Annotated in this window: 24 protein-coding genes, 1 other RNA gene and 1 riboswitch; of the genes, 3 read left to right on the top strand and 22 right to left on the bottom strand. The window is 28.9% G+C overall.

Going from position 1 to position 19,283, the window contains the following annotated elements; translation table 11 throughout:
- Nucleotides 1-297: IS3 family transposase (locus T369_RS0105905; protein WP_155835430.1), on the top strand; the 297-nt coding region annotated here is incomplete at its 5' end.
- A gap of 142 nt (nucleotides 298-439) precedes the next feature.
- Here the strand turns inward: T369_RS0105905 and T369_RS08860 are convergent.
- From T369_RS08860 to T369_RS0105980, 17 genes are all read right to left on the bottom strand, one after another.
- The gene (locus T369_RS08860; RefSeq protein WP_210727761.1) at nucleotides 440-1,207 is read right to left on the bottom strand and encodes a hypothetical protein; all 768 of its coding nucleotides are present in this window, start codon (nucleotides 1,205-1,207) and stop codon (nucleotides 440-442) included.
- Nucleotides 1,161-1,556: a hypothetical protein gene (locus T369_RS09410; RefSeq protein WP_210727762.1), complete on the bottom strand. Its 396-nt coding sequence runs from the start codon at nucleotides 1,554-1,556 to the stop codon at nucleotides 1,161-1,163. The genes T369_RS08860 and T369_RS09410 overlap by 47 nt, the downstream gene beginning before the upstream one ends.
- 307 nt (nucleotides 1,557-1,863) lie before the next feature.
- Nucleotides 1,864-2,706: a DegV family protein gene (locus T369_RS0105915; protein WP_031552999.1), complete on the bottom strand. Its 843-nt coding sequence runs from the start codon at nucleotides 2,704-2,706 to the stop codon at nucleotides 1,864-1,866.
- Between the two features lie 21 nt (nucleotides 2,707-2,727).
- Nucleotides 2,728-3,156: a DUF1836 domain-containing protein gene (locus tag T369_RS0105920; protein ID WP_031553002.1), complete on the bottom strand. Its 429-nt coding sequence runs from the start codon at nucleotides 3,154-3,156 to the stop codon at nucleotides 2,728-2,730.
- Nucleotides 3,157-3,274: 118 nt separating this feature from the next.
- Entirely contained in the window at nucleotides 3,275-4,651 is a 1,377-nt protein-coding gene (locus tag T369_RS0105925; protein ID WP_006364802.1) for an MATE family efflux transporter, read from the bottom strand.
- Nucleotides 4,652-4,727: 76 nt separating this feature from the next.
- Nucleotides 4,728-4,992, bottom strand: an RNA gene (gene ffs, locus T369_RS09105) — signal recognition particle sRNA large type.
- Between the two features lie 45 nt (nucleotides 4,993-5,037).
- Nucleotides 5,038-5,811, bottom strand: a complete 774-nt coding sequence (locus T369_RS0105930; RefSeq protein WP_031553006.1) for an SDR family NAD(P)-dependent oxidoreductase — start codon at nucleotides 5,809-5,811, stop codon at nucleotides 5,038-5,040.
- A 10-nt stretch (nucleotides 5,812-5,821) separates the two neighbouring features.
- Nucleotides 5,822-6,256: a CopY/TcrY family copper transport repressor gene (locus tag T369_RS0105935; protein WP_006364804.1), complete on the bottom strand. Its 435-nt coding sequence runs from the start codon at nucleotides 6,254-6,256 to the stop codon at nucleotides 5,822-5,824.
- 95 nt (nucleotides 6,257-6,351) lie between these two features.
- Entirely contained in the window at nucleotides 6,352-6,564 is a 213-nt protein-coding gene (locus T369_RS0105940) for a GyrI-like domain-containing protein (RefSeq protein WP_031553008.1), read from the bottom strand.
- Between the two features lie 40 nt (nucleotides 6,565-6,604).
- Entirely contained in the window at nucleotides 6,605-7,324 is a 720-nt protein-coding gene (locus tag T369_RS0105945) for a class I SAM-dependent DNA methyltransferase (protein ID WP_031553010.1), read from the bottom strand.
- 1 nt (nucleotide 7,325) lies between these two features.
- Nucleotides 7,326-7,664 carry a ribosome silencing factor gene (gene rsfS, locus T369_RS0105950; RefSeq protein WP_031553013.1) on the bottom strand — a complete coding sequence of 113 codons (339 nt, stop codon included), beginning with the start codon at nucleotides 7,662-7,664 and terminating at the stop codon, nucleotides 7,326-7,328.
- 25 nt (nucleotides 7,665-7,689) lie between these two features.
- Entirely contained in the window at nucleotides 7,690-8,559 is an 870-nt protein-coding gene (gene yqeK / locus T369_RS0105955) for a bis(5'-nucleosyl)-tetraphosphatase (symmetrical) YqeK (protein ID WP_031553016.1), read from the bottom strand.
- Nucleotides 8,540-9,142 (bottom strand): nicotinate-nucleotide adenylyltransferase, encoded by a 603-nt coding sequence (gene nadD, locus T369_RS0105960; RefSeq protein WP_031553019.1) that lies wholly within the window; start codon nucleotides 9,140-9,142, stop codon nucleotides 8,540-8,542. The genes yqeK and nadD overlap by 20 nt, the downstream gene beginning before the upstream one ends.
- A 1-nt stretch (nucleotide 9,143) precedes the next feature.
- On the bottom strand, nucleotides 9,144-9,443 hold the full coding sequence (yhbY, locus tag T369_RS0105965; RefSeq protein ID WP_006364810.1) for a ribosome assembly RNA-binding protein YhbY: 300 nt from the start codon (nucleotides 9,441-9,443) through the stop codon (nucleotides 9,144-9,146).
- Between the two features lie 43 nt (nucleotides 9,444-9,486).
- Complete coding sequence (gene yqeH / locus T369_RS0105970; protein WP_031553022.1) at nucleotides 9,487-10,605, bottom strand: ribosome biogenesis GTPase YqeH; 1,119 nt, start codon at nucleotides 10,603-10,605, stop codon at nucleotides 9,487-9,489.
- Nucleotides 10,598-11,173, bottom strand: coding sequence for a YqeG family HAD IIIA-type phosphatase (locus tag T369_RS0105975; RefSeq protein WP_006364812.1), 576 nt, complete (start codon nucleotides 11,171-11,173; stop codon nucleotides 10,598-10,600). The genes yqeH and T369_RS0105975 overlap by 8 nt, the downstream gene beginning before the upstream one ends.
- Before the next feature lie 17 nt (nucleotides 11,174-11,190).
- On the bottom strand, nucleotides 11,191-11,967 hold the full coding sequence (locus T369_RS0105980) for a phosphatidylserine decarboxylase (protein WP_006364813.1): 777 nt from the start codon (nucleotides 11,965-11,967) through the stop codon (nucleotides 11,191-11,193).
- 433 nt (nucleotides 11,968-12,400) lie between these two features.
- Between T369_RS0105980 and T369_RS09600 the strand changes: the two genes are divergently transcribed.
- Entirely contained in the window at nucleotides 12,401-12,949 is a 549-nt protein-coding gene (locus tag T369_RS09600; RefSeq protein WP_411431474.1) for a TetR/AcrR family transcriptional regulator, read from the top strand.
- A gap of 41 nt (nucleotides 12,950-12,990) precedes the next feature.
- Here T369_RS09600 and T369_RS0105990 read toward each other — a convergent pair whose 3' ends face one another.
- The 3 genes from T369_RS0105990 to T369_RS0106000 form a co-directional block, all read right to left on the bottom strand.
- The gene (locus T369_RS0105990) at nucleotides 12,991-13,350 is read right to left on the bottom strand and encodes a truncated hemoglobin (protein ID WP_031553028.1); all 360 of its coding nucleotides are present in this window, start codon (nucleotides 13,348-13,350) and stop codon (nucleotides 12,991-12,993) included.
- A gap of 169 nt (nucleotides 13,351-13,519) precedes the next feature.
- Nucleotides 13,520-14,701 (bottom strand): methionine adenosyltransferase, encoded by a 1,182-nt coding sequence (gene metK, locus T369_RS0105995; protein ID WP_031553031.1) that lies wholly within the window; start codon nucleotides 14,699-14,701, stop codon nucleotides 13,520-13,522.
- Nucleotides 14,702-14,818: 117 nt separating this feature from the next.
- Nucleotides 14,819-14,921: riboswitch (SAM riboswitch) on the bottom strand.
- 68 nt (nucleotides 14,922-14,989) lie between these two features.
- The gene (locus T369_RS0106000; RefSeq protein ID WP_031553034.1) at nucleotides 14,990-15,619 is read right to left on the bottom strand and encodes an MBL fold metallo-hydrolase; all 630 of its coding nucleotides are present in this window, start codon (nucleotides 15,617-15,619) and stop codon (nucleotides 14,990-14,992) included.
- A 221-nt stretch (nucleotides 15,620-15,840) separates the two neighbouring features.
- On the opposite strand from T369_RS0106000, the gene T369_RS0106005 reads away from it, so the two are divergent.
- Nucleotides 15,841-16,995 (top strand): MFS transporter, encoded by a 1,155-nt coding sequence (locus tag T369_RS0106005; RefSeq protein ID WP_031553036.1) that lies wholly within the window; start codon nucleotides 15,841-15,843, stop codon nucleotides 16,993-16,995.
- A gap of 30 nt (nucleotides 16,996-17,025) precedes the next feature.
- Here the strand turns inward: T369_RS0106005 and T369_RS0106010 are convergent, their stop codons facing one another.
- Nucleotides 17,026-18,174, bottom strand: coding sequence for a pyruvate kinase (locus T369_RS0106010; RefSeq protein ID WP_031553039.1), 1,149 nt, complete (start codon nucleotides 18,172-18,174; stop codon nucleotides 17,026-17,028).
- 88 nt (nucleotides 18,175-18,262) lie between these two features.
- Nucleotides 18,263-19,270, bottom strand: a complete 1,008-nt coding sequence (gene dusB, locus T369_RS0106015; protein ID WP_031553042.1) for a tRNA dihydrouridine synthase DusB — start codon at nucleotides 19,268-19,270, stop codon at nucleotides 18,263-18,265.
- Between the last annotated feature and the right edge of the window lie 13 nt (nucleotides 19,271-19,283).

The raw sequence follows: 19,283 nt of genomic DNA on the forward strand, positions 1-19,283 counted from the left end.
ACTTTTCACTCTGATCAAGGGTGGGCTTATCAAATGAAGGCGTACTCGAAAAGATTAAAAGAAGAACGTATATACCAAAGTATGTCTAGAAAAGCAAATTGTCTAGATAATTCGGTAATGGAGAATTTCTTTGGGATATTAAAACAAGAGATATATTATGGAACTACATATGATAGTTATAGAAAGCTAAAATTAGCTATTGAAAAATATATAAAATATTATAATGAAGAGAGAATAAAAGAGAAACTAGGATGGTTAAGTCCTAAGCAATATAGAATAAAACATATGACTGTATAAATATAAAAAGATAGCGTAGCAGTCATTACAACTACTACGCTATCCTAAGTCTAACTTTTTGGGGTCAGAACAAAAAGTTGGTTATTTTTAATTTTTTCAAATAGTATTAAAGTAGATAATAGTTAACTATAATAATTTATATTTATTTTCCACTTGAAATATTTCCCAAAGTTTCTTTAACTAATTCTTCAAAACAAATATCACTTATTTTTTCATTATTTCTACAAAAATTTCTTCCAAAAAAGCCTGTTCTACCATCAAATTCTTGTTTTCTAACAGTTAAAAAATACTCTTCATGTAGATATTCTATAATCTTGTTTGTCTCTTTTGAAGTTAAATTTAAATCATTCTCCAAAACTTTCGTTATAGAAGGCAACCAAAATGTATTAAATCTTCTAAAAATAAATACTGGCTTAATAGAACCATTTGTTTGGATATAGCGAAATATACGCCAAATAACGACCCTTGCGCTTAACAAACTGACCTTTGAATTTGATTTAATCAAAAGATTTGTAAAGTTATTTTCTCCACTACTCCCTTTTACAAAATTTGGATTTTGACTTCTGAAGGGAAAAGATTCAAGATTTGCTATTTTTTTTGACATTTCCTCTAGGCTATCCCACTCCTTATCACAAGCATTTTCAATTACCCCTTTAAAAGTACCCTTTTTATTTAAATACTCCTTTATAAAATGTGGTAAATAATGTTCTAAATAATAACCATCTTTTTTAGAACGAGTTTTTCTTACAATTTTTAATTCATTATATAGAATACTACTGTTTTCTTTGATATCAACTATATGATTCTTCAAGTATTCCTTATCTTTAATCACTTTACCTTCAGCATCAAGAACTCGCAAAGATTCATCTAAACTCTCTATTTTTTTTTGCTCTATTATAATATGTCCCAATACCTTTTTCTTTATTTGTTTTTACTGCAGCAATATTGGGATTAACTAAACAAAAAAATAGTGATGCCTCATCTACATTACCTTTTATGTGGTTTGGAATACCATATCTAATACTCTTTTCATAACTATTAGGCAAACCTTTTTCTACATTTAACCAAGAAAATCCATCACTATCTTTTTTTACTGCTTCAAAAAAACTATCTATTAATTTTTCTAAATTATTATCATTCCATGGGCTAAATTTTTCAAATAATTCTAAAGAATTTTTAATATTTCCAATTTTTTCAATATAGCGTTTCTTTAGTAATTGCTCACTACTAATATCTTTTCCATTCAATTTCTTTACCATAATTAATTCTCCTCCATTTTTCTAGTTTTATTAATAATATTATACCATTTATAATAAAAAAAATTCATATTTATAAATAATTATAGTATTTTATTAATTTAAATCAATTCACTACTCCTTCTATTTATATGATATATCTGGAGTATATAAGTAATATTATATTTCAAAAAACTAAAATTTTTTTAGACTATATATTAATAATTATAATATTAGACATTATCGAAGCAAACTCTAATATTAAAGAACGAGTTTCAGTTTATACTAAATAATAAAAATACCGAGATAGCTAAACTATCTCGGTTATTTATTATATTTCATATCCTAAAAGTATTCCACCTTCTTCTCCGTAAAAACTACAGATTCCAGAAGTTGGTACTGAGATAAACTCTATATTAGAAAATTTCTCAGATAATTTCTCTTCTATTTTTTTGCAAATATTCTCATTATTTCTGTGCGTGATAACTGCTCTTCCTCCCTTGTACCCTGCTTTAATCATCTCATCAACAACAGCAGCAACAGCTTTCTTCTCCCCACGAACTTTATGTAATAGATGCAATGTTCCTTCTTTACTAGCTTCTCCTACCATACGCATATTTAATAATCCTACAACAGCTGCAGCAAGTTTAGATAAACGACCATTTTTCACTAAATTATCTACTTTTTCTAATGCAAAAATAAGCTTCGTATTTTTTTGGTATTCATTCATTCTTGCTACTACTTGATCAAATGATAATCCTTCTTTTATTAATTCATTTATCTTGAGAAGGAATAAATCATTTTGTCCTCCCGCTGAAAGAGTGTTAATTACATGAATGTTGACATTTTCATCTTCTTCCTTTAACATTTTTTGGGCAACGATAGCACTAGTGTAACTACCTGACAATCCTCCAGTTAAAGTTAAAACTATTATATTTTCTGCTCCTCTATATGCTGATAAAAATGCATCTGGACTAGGACAAGCAGATTTAGCTGGTTCCGAACTAGCATACATTGCTTTCATCATTTCATCTATATCCATATCCAATGTATCAATATATATTTTATCTTCTATTTGAAGCGTAAATGGTACCCTTTCATAGACAACATTTTCTGCTTTATTTGGTATTTCTCTAAAATCACAGGCAGTGTCTACAACTATCTTCCACGACATAATTTACCTCCAGGTATTATCTTATTTTAATTTTTCTACTAAATCATGAGTTTTTTTATATAATCTAACAGTATCACAAGCTGAAACTATTACATCTGGTAAACCTTCTCTTTTCTCTTCATTCATACACATAACGAAGTTATCATACATAGCTTCAGAATCGCCATCTTTTGTTAAACTACTTATAGTTTTACTAATTTCTTGAATAGCAAATACATTTTTTAAACATGTAATAACTATTAATCTTGCTAATTGTCTACGACTATATTTTTTCTTTATTGGTTTATCTAGATGACCATTTTTCACATAATTATTTATCATCGCAGCTGTTAAGCCTTTATCATCATCAACGATTGATGAACTATCTAACTGACTTACATATAGTAATACTTGGTCTAGATATAAATCAATAGTAGGTAACTCAGACCATTTCGGATAAACTTTTTTCAAATTCTCTTCTCCTTACAATCTAGTTTCGATAATCATATTATATAGTTTTTAAAAAATATAGTCAAGGAATATAATAAAAAAGATTTTGCAATAATAATATTATTACAAAATCTTTTATTTACTTAGCTGTATTAAGTTTTTTACTTATACCTCTACTAAGATTTAAATAGTATCCTAAAACTCCTAATGCATATACAGCAAGACCTATTATCCATCCTATCCATAATCCATCAATACCTACACCTTTAGTAAAAACTAGATAATACGCTACTGGAATCCCTACAATATAATATCCGACAAACATTGCTAGACATATAGGAACTACTTTTTTATAACCACGTAGTACACCTGCTAAGGCAGATGCAAATGAATCACACAGTGCAAATCCTATAGCAAATATTAATAAGTGTGCAGTTAAATCTATCACTCCACTATCAGTACTATATAAGTAAGGTATTTGAGTATCAAAAAGAAGTACTATTAATCCAGCAACACCTGAAGAAATAACTCCAAGAGCCACACTCAAAGCCGTATAACTCTTTGCAAGTTTATAATTTTTAGCACCTACATGATATGCTACAATAATTGTTGCCGTATTCGCTACACTTACAGGTAAACTATACAAGAAGCCAGAAAAGTTTAGCGCTGCTTGATGCGATGCTATAATCGTTGTATCAAAACGGGATACCATAAGTGACAATGTAGAAAATACTACTGTTTCTAATGCCGTAGCTATCGCAATTGGAATACCTAATTTAAAAATTTCACCCCAATATTTAAACCTAATACCCTCTTTTTTAAATATTTTATATTTATTAATTTTCGGATGTTTTAAAGTTAAAAAAAGAGCTATAAAAAATAGCACAGTGTATGTTAATGACACAGCTATCGCGTTACCTGCACCACCTAATTCAGGCATACCAAATTTACCAAAAATAAATCCATATGCTAAAGTAACATTTACCGGTACAGAAATTATCATCATAATCATCGACAATCTCGTTAATCCTAAACTATCCATAAATGAACGCAATACTACATATAAAAATATAGATAACACTCCAAAACTTTCATAATACAAATAATTTTTAGTTATAGTCGCTATTTTGGCATCCATCCCCAAACTATCTACAATAGGAGCAGCTAATGTATTAAGTGCTATTACTAGAATAATACTGATAAGTACTGCTATATATAAAAATTGTCTAACCATTACTGGTATTTCTTCTTCTCTTTTCTTCCCGATTAAATGTGAAACTATTGGAACTATTGCAAGAACTATTGCATTCAATGTATACATTACAGGGTTCCAAATATTAACTCCCATACTAACACCTGCAAGGTCTGTTGGGCTATAGTGCCCAGCCATAAATGTTCCTATCATTCCTGATGAATAGGATATTACCTGATAAATTAATACTGGTAAAAGTAATTTAATGAAAATCTTTCCACGTTCTTTTATATTTTCACCTTGATACATAACTTCTTCCTTCATATATTTTTCCTTCACTTAACTTCTACATAAAAAAAATCCAAAAGCTAATACTTTTAGATGTTATCGATTTATAATAAGATGCAACCGAGACTTGAATAGATTAAAAAACCGTTAGTCTAATCGCCAACTCAACCTTGACTAAAACTTACACCCACAGAAGACTTACTTAATGCTGCTTCCTTCCGGACCTGACATGGTTCATAAGTACTGCGTCGTAAGGAGCCTCAGTCTCAACATTACGTGTTAGACTCGACATTCCCTATTCTACCCGCATCTCGGTATTCAGCCTTGCTAAAGCGGATTGCAAGTACAGGGCACCGCTAACTCCCCACCTAGCATTTTATTATTATAGCAAATTTGAAAATAAAAAGCAAGTTTCAAATTTTTTATTTAAACATATTCATTAATATTCTATCACTAAGTCTAGGGAATAACTGGCTTATTTTCACCCCTAAAGTATATATGAATGGTAAATTCACTTCTCGTTTTTCTCTTTCTATTCCTCTAATAATTTTAGAAGCCACAAGTTTAGGTGTTAATGATTTATTTCCTAGTGCTTTTATATATGTTTTATCTTTATCAGCTATATTAAAGAAGTTTGTAGCTACCGGTCCAGGATTAACTGTCATTACATGCACATTATCCTTTTTTATTTCTAATCTTAATGCATTGAAATACCCAATTAATGCAAACTTAGTCGCAGAATATACAGATGTTTTCGGAGTAGCTATCTTTCCTGCTAAAGAGGCTATCGTCACAATACTACCTGTTTTTCTTTCTTGCATCTCTTTCGCAATCTCACTAGTCAATTGAATTGTTCCTATAACATTCGTATCAAACATTTTAACTACTTCATGATCACTAAACTCATAATAATCCTTCATTAGTCCGTAACCTGCTGCGTTTATAAGAATATCTATTTCACTAACATTTTGCAATAATCCTTCTACTTCTTCTTGCGAGCTCATATCAACCGAATAAGTCTCAGCCGTAACTTTTCCAAGGGTTTCGCATTTTTTAGCAACCTTATCAAGCGCTTCTTTTCTTCTTGCCACTAGAATTAGATCTACATTTCCCTTTCGAGAAAATTGGTAAGCTAGTTCACGTCCTAAACCACTTGATGCTCCTGTTATTAAAATTCTTTTTCCATTTAAATCCATAATTAACCTCTTATTCTTTATGATTTCCACAAGTACATTGTCCCTTGATACAATTACAAGGGGTAACTTCTTTTGCTGATTTACGTTTTTTTTGTAATAATTGAATTACTTCATCTATATCACTTTTACTTAAATTATTTTCTTCAATTGCATATTTAATTATATTTTTTGTTTTTTTAGAGCAGAATTTTCTTATAAAGTTTCTTGTTAATACTTCTAAACAGTCATTTTCTAAGCATTTTGCACTATATAAAAATTTATTTCCTATTTTTTCTGTTTGCAGCATATCTTTTTCTACTAATCTAGAAAGTAAAGTTTTTATTGTAGATACCGACCAAGATTTTTTTTCTTTTAGGATTTCTATAACTAGTTTACTTGTTACTTGGTTATTACTCCAAACAACTCTCATTACTTCCCATTCTGCTTCTGAAATATTTATCTCCATGTAACATCTTCCTTAATTTTAATTTTTATCTACATCTGTAACTATCATACTATGTTAAATTATCTATGTCAATTCATAAAAAAACTCAATTCAAATTATAATCTGAATTGAGCTGTTTTATTATTTTTTTTAATTGGATGTTTAATTATTGTTTTTACCTTTTCTGGTGCAGTTTTACTAACATCTGAAATATATATTTCATGATGAAATCTCTTATCTGATATATCCAACTCATAGCCTTCTTTTTTCATAAGTTCGTGCATAAGTTCAACAGTTTCAGGTTCATTATCATATGGACCAATATGCATACACTGTACTCATAATCCTTTATCAAATCAAAAACTATACCTATTTCTCCAAAATAAAAATTATTCTATCTGAACTATCAAAATCTTTATTGTTTTTGTTAAAATCACAGAAATAATCATTTATCTTAAACCCTATACTTTTTATAGAATTAAAAATAGCATCTACTTCATATGTTCGTTGACTATGGAATTGTTCTAACTTTCTATATAATCCGCTATCTTCTTTTACAAAAAATGATAATTCACTTTCTACCTCTAACTCTCTATCAGTCTCATAGGTAAACCATAGATAACTAATCTCTTCATCTTCATAACCAAACACTTGATTATTAATCATATCTCTAATTTTTTTAGGAGTATGAAGATCAAAGACAAATTTTCCACCTACTTTTAATGAGTCATAAACTCCTTTTAATCCTTCATTAAAATCTTCAAAATCTTCAAGATAGTTGAAAACATCAAAGGCACTAAGAACAAAATCAAATTCATATCCTAAATTAGATATTTCTAATAAATCCATAGCGAAATAATTACACTCTGGTACTTTTCTGCTTGCTAAAGCTAGCATTTGTTCACTATTATCAACCGCGAATACTTGACCATATTCTGTTAAAGCAGGTAACATTGTACCACTACCACAACCTAAATCAAGAACTAGAAGATCTTTTTTATCTCCTAATTCTTGACTAATAATATTTTTATAAGCATCGTAATCAACATCCATCAATTTATCATAAACAATACTTAAATTTTCGTACATATTAAACACCTTTTAAAGGATATTTTTCAAATAGTGCATCTAGTTCATAGTACTCTCTGTCATCTCTTGTCATAATATTTACAACAACATCTCCAAGGTCCATAAGAATCCATTTAGCTTCTCTTAAACCTTCTGTACTATAAATAGTAGCTCCACTTTCTAAAACTTTTTCTCTTACTTCTTGAGCAATTGCTTCTACTTGTCTGCTTGTTGATGCATGACAAATTACTGAATAGTCGTATAAAACGCCTGCATTAGTTAAGTCATATGCAACAATGTCATAACCATGTTTATCATCACATGCATCTACAACGATTTTTAATAAATTTTCTACTTCCATTTTCATCCTCTTTCTTTATTTTATTTTATTTTTTAATAATATGGAACATTACTACATAAAGAACATCATCTTCTGGATATCTTTTTGCTAGTTTATCTATTAATTCATCTAAAGTAACTCCATAATATTTTGCATAACGCTCTGTTAAAGTATCCCGCGTTACAGGTTTTACTAAATCAACTTCTAATGTCGCAAATACTGTATCTGGATCTTCATAAGTTGTTGCTTCTAGTAAATCACCTTTTTTGAAGTGTGCTTCACTCTTATTTCTAATAGTTATAGTTTTTTCATCTGATAAGATTTTCTCTTTATTTTTTTCTTTGAATCCAACTCTATAATTTTTAATATTATAATAGTTATAGCACTCTAATAATGATGGGTATATTCTTTCATCATTATCAATTAAGTAAACTAAAGTATATTTAGCAGCTAATCTTACCGCTTCATCTAAATCATATTCTGCAACTTCTGTTACTTCATTTAAATGTGGGTGTTTTCTAGCTGGATCAATATAATCCGCAATAAAGATTATTTTTTCTAAAAGAGTCATATGCTTTCTTCCAAAAGTATGATTAGCAACAGCTAATTTTACTTCTTCATCAGCAATTCCAAACTCTTCTTCTATAAACGCACTACCTACTGGTCCATGTAATACTTCAACTGGATAATCTAGTAATTTTACATCAAGGTTGTGAAGAATAACATATTTCTTCATTAATTCTTCATCCATAGGTTTACATACGTCGTGAACTAAAGCTGCTAAAGCTGCTTTTTCTTCATTTGCTCCATGAACTTTTGCTAAATGTTTAGCTACTTCTACTACTCTTAATGTATGTTCATATCTTTTTTCTGGTAATATTTCTTTTACTCTATCTTTAATTTCTTGAAATTCCATATAAACTCAACTCCTCAATATATGATTTACAATTATCTGTAACCATATAATCAATTTTTTTATTTTGTTTAATCCTATTTCTGATTAAACTAGAGCTAATTTCTATTATAGGTGAAATCATTATTTCATAATCTATCCCTTTATAAAAATCATCTTTTCCAACTATATCTTCTAACTTTTCACCGTCACGAGCAACGAATATAAAAGTTACAAGTTTTGAAAGCTCCTCTATATTATACCATTTTTTCAAATCTTTTGCTCTATCTGTTCCAATAATAAAATATATTTTTTCATCTTGATAGGTATCTTTAAAGTATTTAACAGTATTATAACTATAACTTACCCCATCATTGTTTATCTCATAATCACTAACAATAAACTTAGGATTATTTTTGATACTTCGTTGAATCATCTCATATCTATCTACATCACTAGCTTCTAAGTTACGATCTTTTAATGGAGTAATATGAGAAGGAATAAAAATTACTTTATCTAAATTATAATTTTCTACTGCATTTGTGGCAGTGATTAGATGCCCAATATGTATTGGATCAAAACTTCCTCCATAAAGAGCTATTGCCATACTACTTCACCAACTCTATTTTTCTATATTTTTCTTTAGAGCTCTGTTTGTATAATACAATTGTATGACCAATTACTTGGACTAACTCTGAAGATGTTCTTTCAGATAGAAGTTCCGCCACTACATCTTTATCCTCTTCACAGTTTTGTAAAATACTAACTTTTATTAATTCTCTTTTTTCTAAGGCGTCTCTTATCCCTTGAATCATCTCACTAGTCACCCCAGACTTACCAACTTGAAATATTGGTGATAAGTGATGAGCTAATGATCTTAATTGTCTTTTTTGTTTTCCTTTTAACATTATATCCTCATTTCTTATATTTATAGATTTCTTATCTACACTATTAAATTATTGACTCTCTTACAAAAACTTCTATTTCTTCAGGTACTAAAATATCAATTTCACATCCACTATCACTATTTACAGTAATCCATCCTAAACCTGAAATGACTATATCCGTTTTTCTATTGTCAATTTTAAAACTCTTTCTAACTTGTTTCCCAAAAATAGAGATATTATCTTCAAATGGTGGTTTTAACATTTGTCCTAAATGTTTCTCAAATAATGCATCAGCATTACTTAATTTTGTTCTGTGAATTTCTACTAAATTCGAAGCATACAGTGTAAAACTCTGTCTTTCTCCTTTAACAAAATCCATTCTCGCCATTCCTCCAAAGAACAAGCTCTGTTCTGCATTTAATTGGAAAACACGTGCTTTAATTTCTTTTTTAGGCATTACTAGTTTTAAGCTTTTTGCATCTAGGTAATGAGCAATATCATAATCAAGTATAATACCTGGTGTATCATATATACTTGTAGCACGATCTAAAGGTATTTCAATCATACCTAATGTCGTTCCAGGGAAGTGTGATGTTGTAATAACATTTTTATCACCTGATGTTAGTTCAATAAGTTTATTAATAAAAGTAGATTTTCCTACATTTGTCGCACCTATAATATAAACATCTTTTCCGTTTCTAAGTTGATCTAAGCGGGCTGCCGCCTCTTCAACACCCTGATTTTTTATAGCGCTAACTAAAAGTATATCTTTTACTTTAATACCTTTTTCTTTTAAAACTTTAAATAACCATTGTTTAATTTTGTTTTGTTTTACAGATTTTGGTAGTAAGTCTAATTTGTTAGCAATTAAAACAATATCTTTATTATTTCCAACAATATCGACTACATCTTCTATCCAACTACCAGAAAAGTCAAAGATATCTACAACTTTTGCTATTAATGCATCTTTTTTTGATAAACTTTTAATCAATTGATAAAAATCATCAGCACCTAGTTCTACATCAGAAACCTCGTTATAGTTTTTTAATCTAAAACATCTTTTACAAACTAGCTGACTATCTTCACTTTTTTCTACAACATTTTTTGGAAGGTATCCTTGTTTTTTAGGATCTTCACTTTGTATTTCTACTCCACAGCCAATACAATAAATTTTATTATCCAATATAACCTCCACTACTTTCTTTCTTATGAGTCAGTTTATATCCAAGTTTTTTCATCTTAGGAAATGCTTTTCTTCTAGTTAAATTTTTAATAATCAATGCTTCAAAGAATCTGTTTACTCGTGTTTTAAATGCATCAGTTTTAGAAATAGGTTTCACTAGTACGCTCATAACCCCTAAACTTTTCGCACCAAAAACATCTGTTAATACTTGATCTCCTAATACTATAGCCTCTTCTGGTTTTCTATTCATCTTTCTTAATGCTTTTTTAAAACCTAAAGTTAATGGTTTTTTAGCACCCGCTACATATTGTAAATTTAATTGTCTACAAAATTCTTGGACACGCTCTTCTGTATTATTAGATACAACTATAATATCAAATCCAGCTCTTCTCATTTTTTTAAGCCATCTGTTTAGCTCTTTCGTATCTTTCTTACTATCCCATGAAATTAGTGTATTATCCAAGTCTGAAATAATAACCTTTTTATTATGCATATTCATGTATTCTACATCGATAAATTCATACTTTTCTATAAAATCATCTGGTAAAAAAAATTTTTTTAATAACATACTTAATCACATATTAACTACAAGATTGTAGCTATTTTTTCCCCCATTTTAATTTCTCTATCTTTTAAATTATCCTCTAAAATAATATTATTTTTCTCAAATAACAGGACTACTGTAGAACCAAATTCAAAATATCCTAATTCCTCACCTTTTTTTACATAAATATCATCATATGTAGGAATTATAGAATTCACATTTTGAGCACCTACTGGAATAAGAGTATAGTTAATTTTCCCATTCAGTCTGTATACTTGTCGGTAGTTATAACTTAATATATTATCACCTAACTCTAACCCCATTTTATTTACAGGATAAGAGTATTTTCCTAAACTATAAGCATCTCTTATTTGAGAATTCATTGGGAAATGAATTCTATGATAGTTTCTAGGACTCAAATATATAATCATATATGTTCCATCTTTATATTTATCAGCTAACTCACTATCTCCAACAAGAGTCTGAACATTATAAGTTTGATTTTTTACAACAAATGTTCTATCGTCGCTAATAACACCTACTTCTGAAATTACACCATCCGTTGGACTTACAAAGCTATCCTCATTTTGATCTATAGGACGTGCATCTGGACGCAGTTTTCTTATGAAAAAGTCATTTAAGTTTTTGAAATCATCTAATTCATCTAAAATTTCATCAGTATTAATATTATATGTTTTTGCAAATGGTTGAATAAGCAATCTACTTAAATTTGATTTAGTTAATTTTTTTAATGTTTTTGAACTTAAATCCCCATTTGTTAATTCAACACATAATTGAAATAATTTCTTTTTAAACATAGCAGTCTCCTTAATAAATATCATGTTATATTTTACTATAAATTCACTATTTATTCAAATATGCGGTTATATATTTCAAACGAATTTTTTTTTATTATTTTAGTATTTATTTTACTCAAGCAATAATCAAAAAATATGTAAAATAGTTTTTTTCATTTTTCTTATAATACACATTTGAAAACAATATTTATTTATACAGAATTAACAGTAAATATCCTATTATTATTACGTTTTCATTGCTGCCATAATTAGTTTCAAATAAAAAATTAATGAAAAAAAATTGTTATATAATATTGATTTTTTGTATATAAATATTGTATAATAAAAATAGAATTCAATGTAAGGGAGTGAATGCGACATGACACTTAATAATAAAGTTAAAGAAAACATTATATTAACAACTGTCCAAAACGTTTGAACTAAGGGGTATTCTCTGACAAGTGTTCAGGATATAATTAAAAAAGCTAAAGCCCCTAAAGGTAGCGTTTATTACTATTTCCCAAAAGGAAAAGATGAAATTTATCTAGAAGCTCTAGAAAAAATCAATTGTAACGTTAAAAAAGAGTTTAAATCAATTTCTCCTAAGTTAGGGACTTTAGAGGAATATTTACTAGCTGTTTTTGATTTATTTATTTCAAAAGGAAAAGCTTGTAAAAGAAGTGGTTTTTCATTAACTCTACTTGCGATGGAGACATCAGAACTATCTCCTTTAATAGCAGAAAAATGTAGTGATATACTTGAAAATTGGCGTTTACTACTTGCTGATGGTCTATTTGATAGAAATTTACCTGAAGACCTATGTAATCCAATCAGTGAATGGTTGTTTACTAGTATTCAAGGAGCTATCTCTGCGAACAGAATACACAAAGATGAAGCATTCTTATACAACATTAAATCAACAATAAAAATCATCTCGCTAGCTAGTCCTGAATTCCTAAGAGAGATTTTTACCAAAGGTAACGAAGAAGAAATAGTTGCATAATAAATTAAGGAATTAAAGTATAATACTTTAATTCCTTTTTTCTATATTGTATTTATCATTTGAGTTGCTAATGAATTAATTTTTTGGCTTAAAAATCTTTTTATTGCTGGATCTATGTCTAATCTAGATAATGCTAATTCAAAGTCTTCAAACCAATATTTTGCTTCATTAATTGATATTGGTAATTTTAGATGTTTTTTTCTTAGTTCTGGAGTTGCAAAAACTGAATGTCCCGGCTCTCCTAAAAATAATCTAAAGAATTTTTTTTGTTCTACTTTTATATTCTCAAACCCATCAGTAAACAATAAGTTTATTCTATCGTCATTAGGAATTATGTCATCATACATATAACTAACCAATAGATCAATATTTTCTTCTCCAATTTTTTCGTATAAATTCATAATGTCCCTCCACAAATTATACATATATTTTTCACTACTTGTCCTCATTTATATTAAACAACATTTTGTGATAATTTGCAATAAAAATAAACTATACCCCGAACCAACAACGTATTATAAGAAAAAGAAACGAATTAAAAATTTTAATCCGTTTCTTTAACGCTTTTTATTATTTTAATAATTTTTTGAATGATTCTACTTTATCTGTTTTTTCCCAAGTGAAATCTTCATCTTCTCTACCAAAGTGACCATAAGCTGCAGTTTTTTTGTAGATTGGTCTTCTTAAATCAAGAGTTTCAATAATACCATTTGGTGTTAATCTAAACTCTTCTTTAATAGTTTTTACAATTTCACCTTCGTCTACTTTTGAAGTTCCAAATGTTTCAATAAAAATTGATACTGGGTGTGCTACACCAATTGCATAAGCTAATTGAACTTCTACTTTATCACAAATTCCACTTGCTACAATATTTTTAGCAATATATCTAGCCATATATGCTCCAGATCTATCCACTTTAGTAGCATCTTTACCACTGAAAGCTCCTCCTCCATGACGAGAGAACCCTCCATATGTATCTACTATAATTTTACGTCCTGTTAGACCTGCATCACCTACTGGTCCACCGATAACGAATCTTCCTGTTGGGTTAATAAAGTATTTAGTATCTTCATCTAATAATTCTTTATCTAAACAAGGTTCGATTACATATTTTTTAATATCTGCATGAATTTGTTCTTGAGATATTTCTTCTGCATGTTGAGTTGAAACAACTATTGTATCAATTCTTTTTACTTTATGGTTGATATCATATTCAACTGTTACTTGAACTTTTCCGTCTGGACCTAAGTATGTTAATGTACCATTTTTTCTAACTTCTGCTAATTGTTTAGAAAGTTTATGACTTAGGTAAATTGGTAAAGGCATATATGATGGAGTTTCATTAGTTGCAAATCCAAACATTAAACCTTGGTCTCCAGCTCCAACCTCATTTTCTTCTTTTTCTTGTTTAGTTTCTAAAGAGTTGTCAACACCTAATGCAATATCAGGTGATTGTTTATCTAACCCTACTAATACTGAAATATGATCACCAGAGTAACCTTTTGTTGGATCGTTATATCCTATTTCATTTACAGTATCTCTAACTACTTGTTGGAAATCAACATTTGCTGTTGTAGATACCTCTCCAATTAATACGGCAAGTCCAGTATTAACACATGTTTCACAAGCTACACGTCCATATGGATCTTGTTTTAAAATCTCATCTAAAATAGCATCTGAAACTTGGTCTGCTATTTTATCTGGATGTCCTTCTGTTACCGACTCTGATGTAAATAAATATGTTTTGCTCATTGTTTTCTCCTTAAATATTTTAGCGTCTGACATCAATACAAAACTATCTTCTTAATCCTTAATATCTTTATTTAAAATAAAATAAAGACCTTATCCATAGACAAGGTCTTTTTATATACCTCATCGTTCAAAGTAAACTTTGCTAAGGAAAGCACCTTAATCAATTGATTAGGTTGCCGGAGTTCATCGGGCCTTATCCCTCACTCACTCTTGATAAGTATTTATATTTCTTTTATCAGCATATTAGATTTTAATATACTTTAAGTAATTTGTCAATCATTTTAAATCTTAATATCCAATAAGATTTAAATCACGCTCACGTTTTATAGTGGTTTCATCACCATGCCCTGGATAAACTATTTTAGCTCCATCTAATTTGAAAAGTACATTTCCTAATGAGTTTTTTAAAGCTTTAAAATCTGATCCATATAAATCATAACGACCAAATCCACTTCTAAATAAAGCATCTCCTACTACTATAAATTTCCCGAAATCAAAAGAAACTCCACCAGGTGAATGCCCAGGTGTCGGTAATACAGTGAATTCCATACCTGCTAATTCATACTTTTTGTTTTCTTCAAATTCAAATTCTGCTGGATCTGTTATAGGTGCTCTTCTTAGTCTAAATGATGTTGCTCCATTGAAATCTGGATTACTTAACCAATCACGCTCATGACCAGAAATATATACAGGTACATTATAATATTTTCTACATTCATCTAAAGACATAATGTGATCAAAATGAGCATGCGTTAATAATATTGCTTCAATCTTTACATTTAATTCTTCTACTGCTTTTTGTATTCTTTCAAACCCTTCTCCTGGATCAACAATAAGTCCACGTCCATCTTTATAGATAATATAGCAATTCTCATCTACCATATCCATAACTATTCTTTTAATTTCTACTTTTGCCATTTTATCAAAACCTCTCAAAATTATTATTAATTATATTTTATCTGATAATATACTTATTGGCAAGGATATTTAATCTCTAGTTATTTCTATGATCTTTAAAAAAATATTGATACTATTTAATTCTCATCTCTTGACACTTTTTTATAATATTCTTTATACTTGTATAATGCGAGATTTTTACTCTTAGTAAACCTAAGAGAATATTTACAAAGGAGAAGACAATGAAATTAAATTCATTAGCGAAATTTTCTTTACTTAGTGTCTCTATTTTACTTATGTCACATCTTGCTATATCACCTGTCATACCTAATTTATACAGGTTATATAACGCTCAAAATCCTAATATAGGATTAGCTTCTGTTGAATCGTTAGCTACTATTCCAGCTATGATGATTACAGTATTTGTGCTATTAAGTAATTTTATTATTAAAGGAATTGGCAAAAAAAATACAGTACTACTTGGTCTAGCTATAATTTTCATTTTTGGTTTAGTACCAGTTTTTACAACAAATTTTAAAATTGTTTTTATTAGTAGATTACTTCTTGGTGCTGGAATTGGATTATTCAATTCTTTATCAATTAGTATGATTAGTGACTTTTTTGATGAAGATACTCGTGGAACTATGATAGGAATGCGTACTGCATTTTTAAATATTGGTAAAGCACTAACTACATTTATTTCAGGCTATTTAATTATATATGGTGTGCAATATACATTCTTAGTTTATGCTCTTGCAATGCCAATATTCATTTTATTTTTAATATTTGTTCCAAACCCTAAAAATAATGAGAGTAAACAAATCAGTATAAAATTCCATAAAGAAACAATCATCTTAACTCTATTAACACTTTTAGTTGGTATTTCATATATGGGAGCTACTATAAAAATTCCAACTCTACTTGTTGAAAAATATCATCTACATCCAGAGGTTTCACGAAATTTACTAACAATACTTGCTATTAGTGGTATATTTTCAGGATTTTTATTTGGAGAATTAGTTAAGAAATTTAAAAATTTAACACTTTCAATCATGTTATTATTTATGACTTGTGGTAGTTTTATTTTTGCAATCTTCCAGAGTTCAATATTGTTTACCATAGGAGCTATTTTAATAGGTATTAGCTTTGTTGGTACTATGTCTTTTAATTTCTTTTATATTTCTAAAAAGTTAGAGAATAAATATATAAACTTTGCTACAAGTGTTATTTTAGTCGGTGGAAATATTGGAGTTATTTTAACACCTGTAGCACTAACTAAACTTCCTGAAATATTCAGGTTAGAAAAATATATTACACCTTTTTATATAACTACCATACTTATGTTAATATGTACTATAATTAGTTACTTCGCTCTTAAAAATGATAAAAAAAATTAACCAGTTAGAAATTTCTAACTGGTTTTATTTTTATACTCTTCTTACATTTACGAAGTCTGTCGGTGGAGTATTTTCTTTTCCTAAATCTGGTTGCCCAGCAGTTATTAGAATATAATCTCCTTCTTTAGCTAGTCCTGATTCTTTTGAATAAAGAGCAGCATTTTCTAACATTTCGTCCATCATTAAAGTTTTAGGTTCAATAAATATTGTTATTCCACGAGTTAAAGCTAATTTTCTAGCTTTTTCTTTTGTTGGTACAACGGCTAAAACTGGTACTTTTGGTCTATATTTCGCTATGAATTTCGCTGTTGAACCTGACTTAGTATAAGTTACAATATTATTCACATCTAGAGAATCAATAATATGTTTTGTAGATATCGAAATAGCGTGGGCTATACTCATTTTTTGATCACTATTTTTTACATCATTTTCTGTAAGTGAATTTTGAGATTCAACATATTTTATAATGCGATCAATAGTTTCTAAAGCTTCTTTTGGATAGTTCCCTATCGCAGTTTCTTCTATTAACATCACTGCATCTACTCCGTCTATAATCGCATTAGCAACATCAGATACTTCAGCTCTTGTTGGTCGTGGATTATATATCATAGAGTGTAACATTTGAGTTGTTAGTATTACTTCTTTAGTATTGTCATTTGCTTTTCTTATGATTTCTTTTTGAACATTAGGTAAGTCTTGGTATGGTACTTCTACCCCTAATTCATCACGATTAATCATAATTGAATCTGCAAAACTTATAATCTCATCAATGTTATCATAAGCTTCTTTACAGTCTACTTTTACTATTAATCCAATATCTTTTTTATTATTTTTTTCCAGTATATCTTTAACCTTTTTAATTTCATCCAAATTACTTACAAATGGACATGCAATAAAATCAACATCGTTAGCACACGCAAAATCAACGTTATTTTCATCAATTTTTATAAGTTTGTATTTGCTTTGTGCATATATATGATCTATATCATATATAATCGCTGTATTTTTATTTAATTTTTCTCTTAATTCTTTTACTCTTTTAATACGTTCTACATTCTCCTCTTCAGAACCATAATACGTATCAATTAAAACTGCATCTACAGAACTTGTGATAATATCTTCTAAAATACTATCAGTGTTAAGTCCTAAAGTTGCTATTACTTTTGATTTTCTTACCATTGTTCCCCGTCCTATCTCAATTTTTTCTACGATAATTATAACATATTAAATTAATAATGACTAGATTCTTTTGATATCCACTTTATAATTAAAGTATTATTTCTTTCTTTTGAGGTTTTTCATTAGACTCTAAGAAATCTAAAAATTCACCAAACAGATTTTCCATCTCTTCATATGTATTTAGGTAATTAAGCTCTTTTTTTACTTTTGCTCCACCTTTAATACCTTTCATATAGTATGCTGCATGTTTTCTCATCTCATGAACAGCTACTTTTTCTGGTTTGATTTCCATAAGTCTTCTTAAGTGAAGTAGACAAACATCAATTTTTTCTCTTGGTGTTGGTTCTGGTGTTAATTCACCTGTTTCTAAATATTTAACTGTACGGTATAGCATCCATGGATTCCCTAATGCCGCTCTACCAATCATTACTGCATCACAGTTTGTATCGTCTAACATTTTCTTTGCTAATTCTGGAGTTGTTACATCTCCGTTACCAATTACGGGGATTTTTAATTCTTTTTTTACATCGCGAATAACATCCCAGTTTGCTTTTCCACTATACATTTGAACTTTTGTTCTACCATGAATAGCTACTGCACTTGCTCCTGCTCTTTCAGCATTACGAGCATTATCCATTACAAAAATATGTTCATCATCCCAACCCATTCTCATTTTCACGGTTACTGGCTTAGATACTGAATCAACTATTCTCGAAATTACCTTATAAACTTTATCTGGATCTAATAATAATTTACTACCAGCATCAACTTTTGTAATTTTTGGTACTGGACACCCCATATTTAAGTCTATAATATCCGCTTCTGTATTTTTATCAACATATTTTGCCGCCTCTACTAGAGTATCAATCTCTCCACCAAATATTTGTAAACTTAATGGACGCTCTCTTGGGTCAATATAAAGCATGTTCATTGTTTTTTTATTATTAAATAAAATAGCTTTATCACTAACCATCTCCGCACATACTAATCCTGCACCAAATTCTTTTGCAGTAAGCCTAAAAGCAGCATTACAAACACCAGCCATCGGTGCTAGCACTACTCTATTAGGAATTTCTATTTCTCTAATTTTAAACATTCTTTATCCTTTC

The sequence above is a fragment of the Gemella sanguinis ATCC 700632 genome (assembly GCF_000701685.1).
Lineage (GTDB): Bacteria > Bacillota > Bacilli > Staphylococcales > Gemellaceae > Gemella > Gemella sanguinis.

What these genes read in the sequence shown, in the direction of transcription:
- T369_RS0105930 (WP_031553006.1), bottom strand. Translation starts at nt 5,811, where the DNA reads ATGGATTTAAATGGAAAAAGAATTTTAATAACAGGAGCATCAAGTGGT.
- yqeK (WP_031553016.1), bottom strand. Translation starts at nt 8,559, where the DNA reads ATGGAATTTCAAGAAATTAAAGATAGAGTAAAAGAAATATTACCAGAA.
- T369_RS0105975 (WP_006364812.1), bottom strand. Translation starts at nt 11,173, where the DNA reads ATGTTATTAAAAAAATTTTTTTTACCAGATGATTTTATAGAAAAGTAT.
- rsfS (WP_031553013.1), bottom strand. Translation starts at nt 7,664, where the DNA reads ATGGAAGTAGAAAATTTATTAAAAATCGTTGTAGATGCATGTGATGAT.
- T369_RS0106005 (WP_031553036.1), top strand. Translation starts at nt 15,841, where the DNA reads ATGAAATTAAATTCATTAGCGAAATTTTCTTTACTTAGTGTCTCTATT.
- metK (WP_031553031.1), bottom strand. Translation starts at nt 14,701, where the DNA reads ATGAGCAAAACATATTTATTTACATCAGAGTCGGTAACAGAAGGACAT.
- T369_RS0105935 (WP_006364804.1), bottom strand. Translation starts at nt 6,256, where the DNA reads ATGGAGATAAATATTTCAGAAGCAGAATGGGAAGTAATGAGAGTTGTT.
- T369_RS0106010 (WP_031553039.1), bottom strand. Translation starts at nt 18,174, where the DNA reads ATGGTAAGAAAATCAAAAGTAATAGCAACTTTAGGACTTAACACTGAT.
- dusB (WP_031553042.1), bottom strand. Translation starts at nt 19,270, where the DNA reads ATGTTTAAAATTAGAGAAATAGAAATTCCTAATAGAGTAGTGCTAGCA.
- T369_RS0105990 (WP_031553028.1), bottom strand. Translation starts at nt 13,350, where the DNA reads ATGAATTTATACGAAAAAATTGGAGAAGAAAATATTGATCTATTGGTT.
- T369_RS0105925 (WP_006364802.1), bottom strand. Translation starts at nt 4,651, where the DNA reads ATGAAGGAAGAAGTTATGTATCAAGGTGAAAATATAAAAGAACGTGGA.
- T369_RS0105915 (WP_031552999.1), bottom strand. Translation starts at nt 2,706, where the DNA reads ATGTCGTGGAAGATAGTTGTAGACACTGCCTGTGATTTTAGAGAAATA.
- nadD (WP_031553019.1), bottom strand. Translation starts at nt 9,142, where the DNA reads ATGGCAATAGCTCTTTATGGAGGAAGTTTTGATCCAATACATATTGGG.
- T369_RS0105980 (WP_006364813.1), bottom strand. Translation starts at nt 11,967, where the DNA reads ATGTTTAAAAAGAAATTATTTCAATTATGTGTTGAATTAACAAATGGG.
- T369_RS0106000 (WP_031553034.1), bottom strand. Translation starts at nt 15,619, where the DNA reads ATGGCAAAAGTAGAAATTAAAAGAATAGTTATGGATATGGTAGATGAG.
- T369_RS09410 (WP_210727762.1), bottom strand. Translation starts at nt 1,556, where the DNA reads ATGGTAAAGAAATTGAATGGAAAAGATATTAGTAGTGAGCAATTACTA.
- T369_RS0105945 (WP_031553010.1), bottom strand. Translation starts at nt 7,324, where the DNA reads ATGTACGAAAATTTAAGTATTGTTTATGATAAATTGATGGATGTTGAT.
- T369_RS0105940 (WP_031553008.1), bottom strand. Translation starts at nt 6,564, where the DNA reads ATGCATATTGGTCCATATGATAATGAACCTGAAACTGTTGAACTTATG.
- yhbY (WP_006364810.1), bottom strand. Translation starts at nt 9,443, where the DNA reads ATGTTAAAAGGAAAACAAAAAAGACAATTAAGATCATTAGCTCATCAC.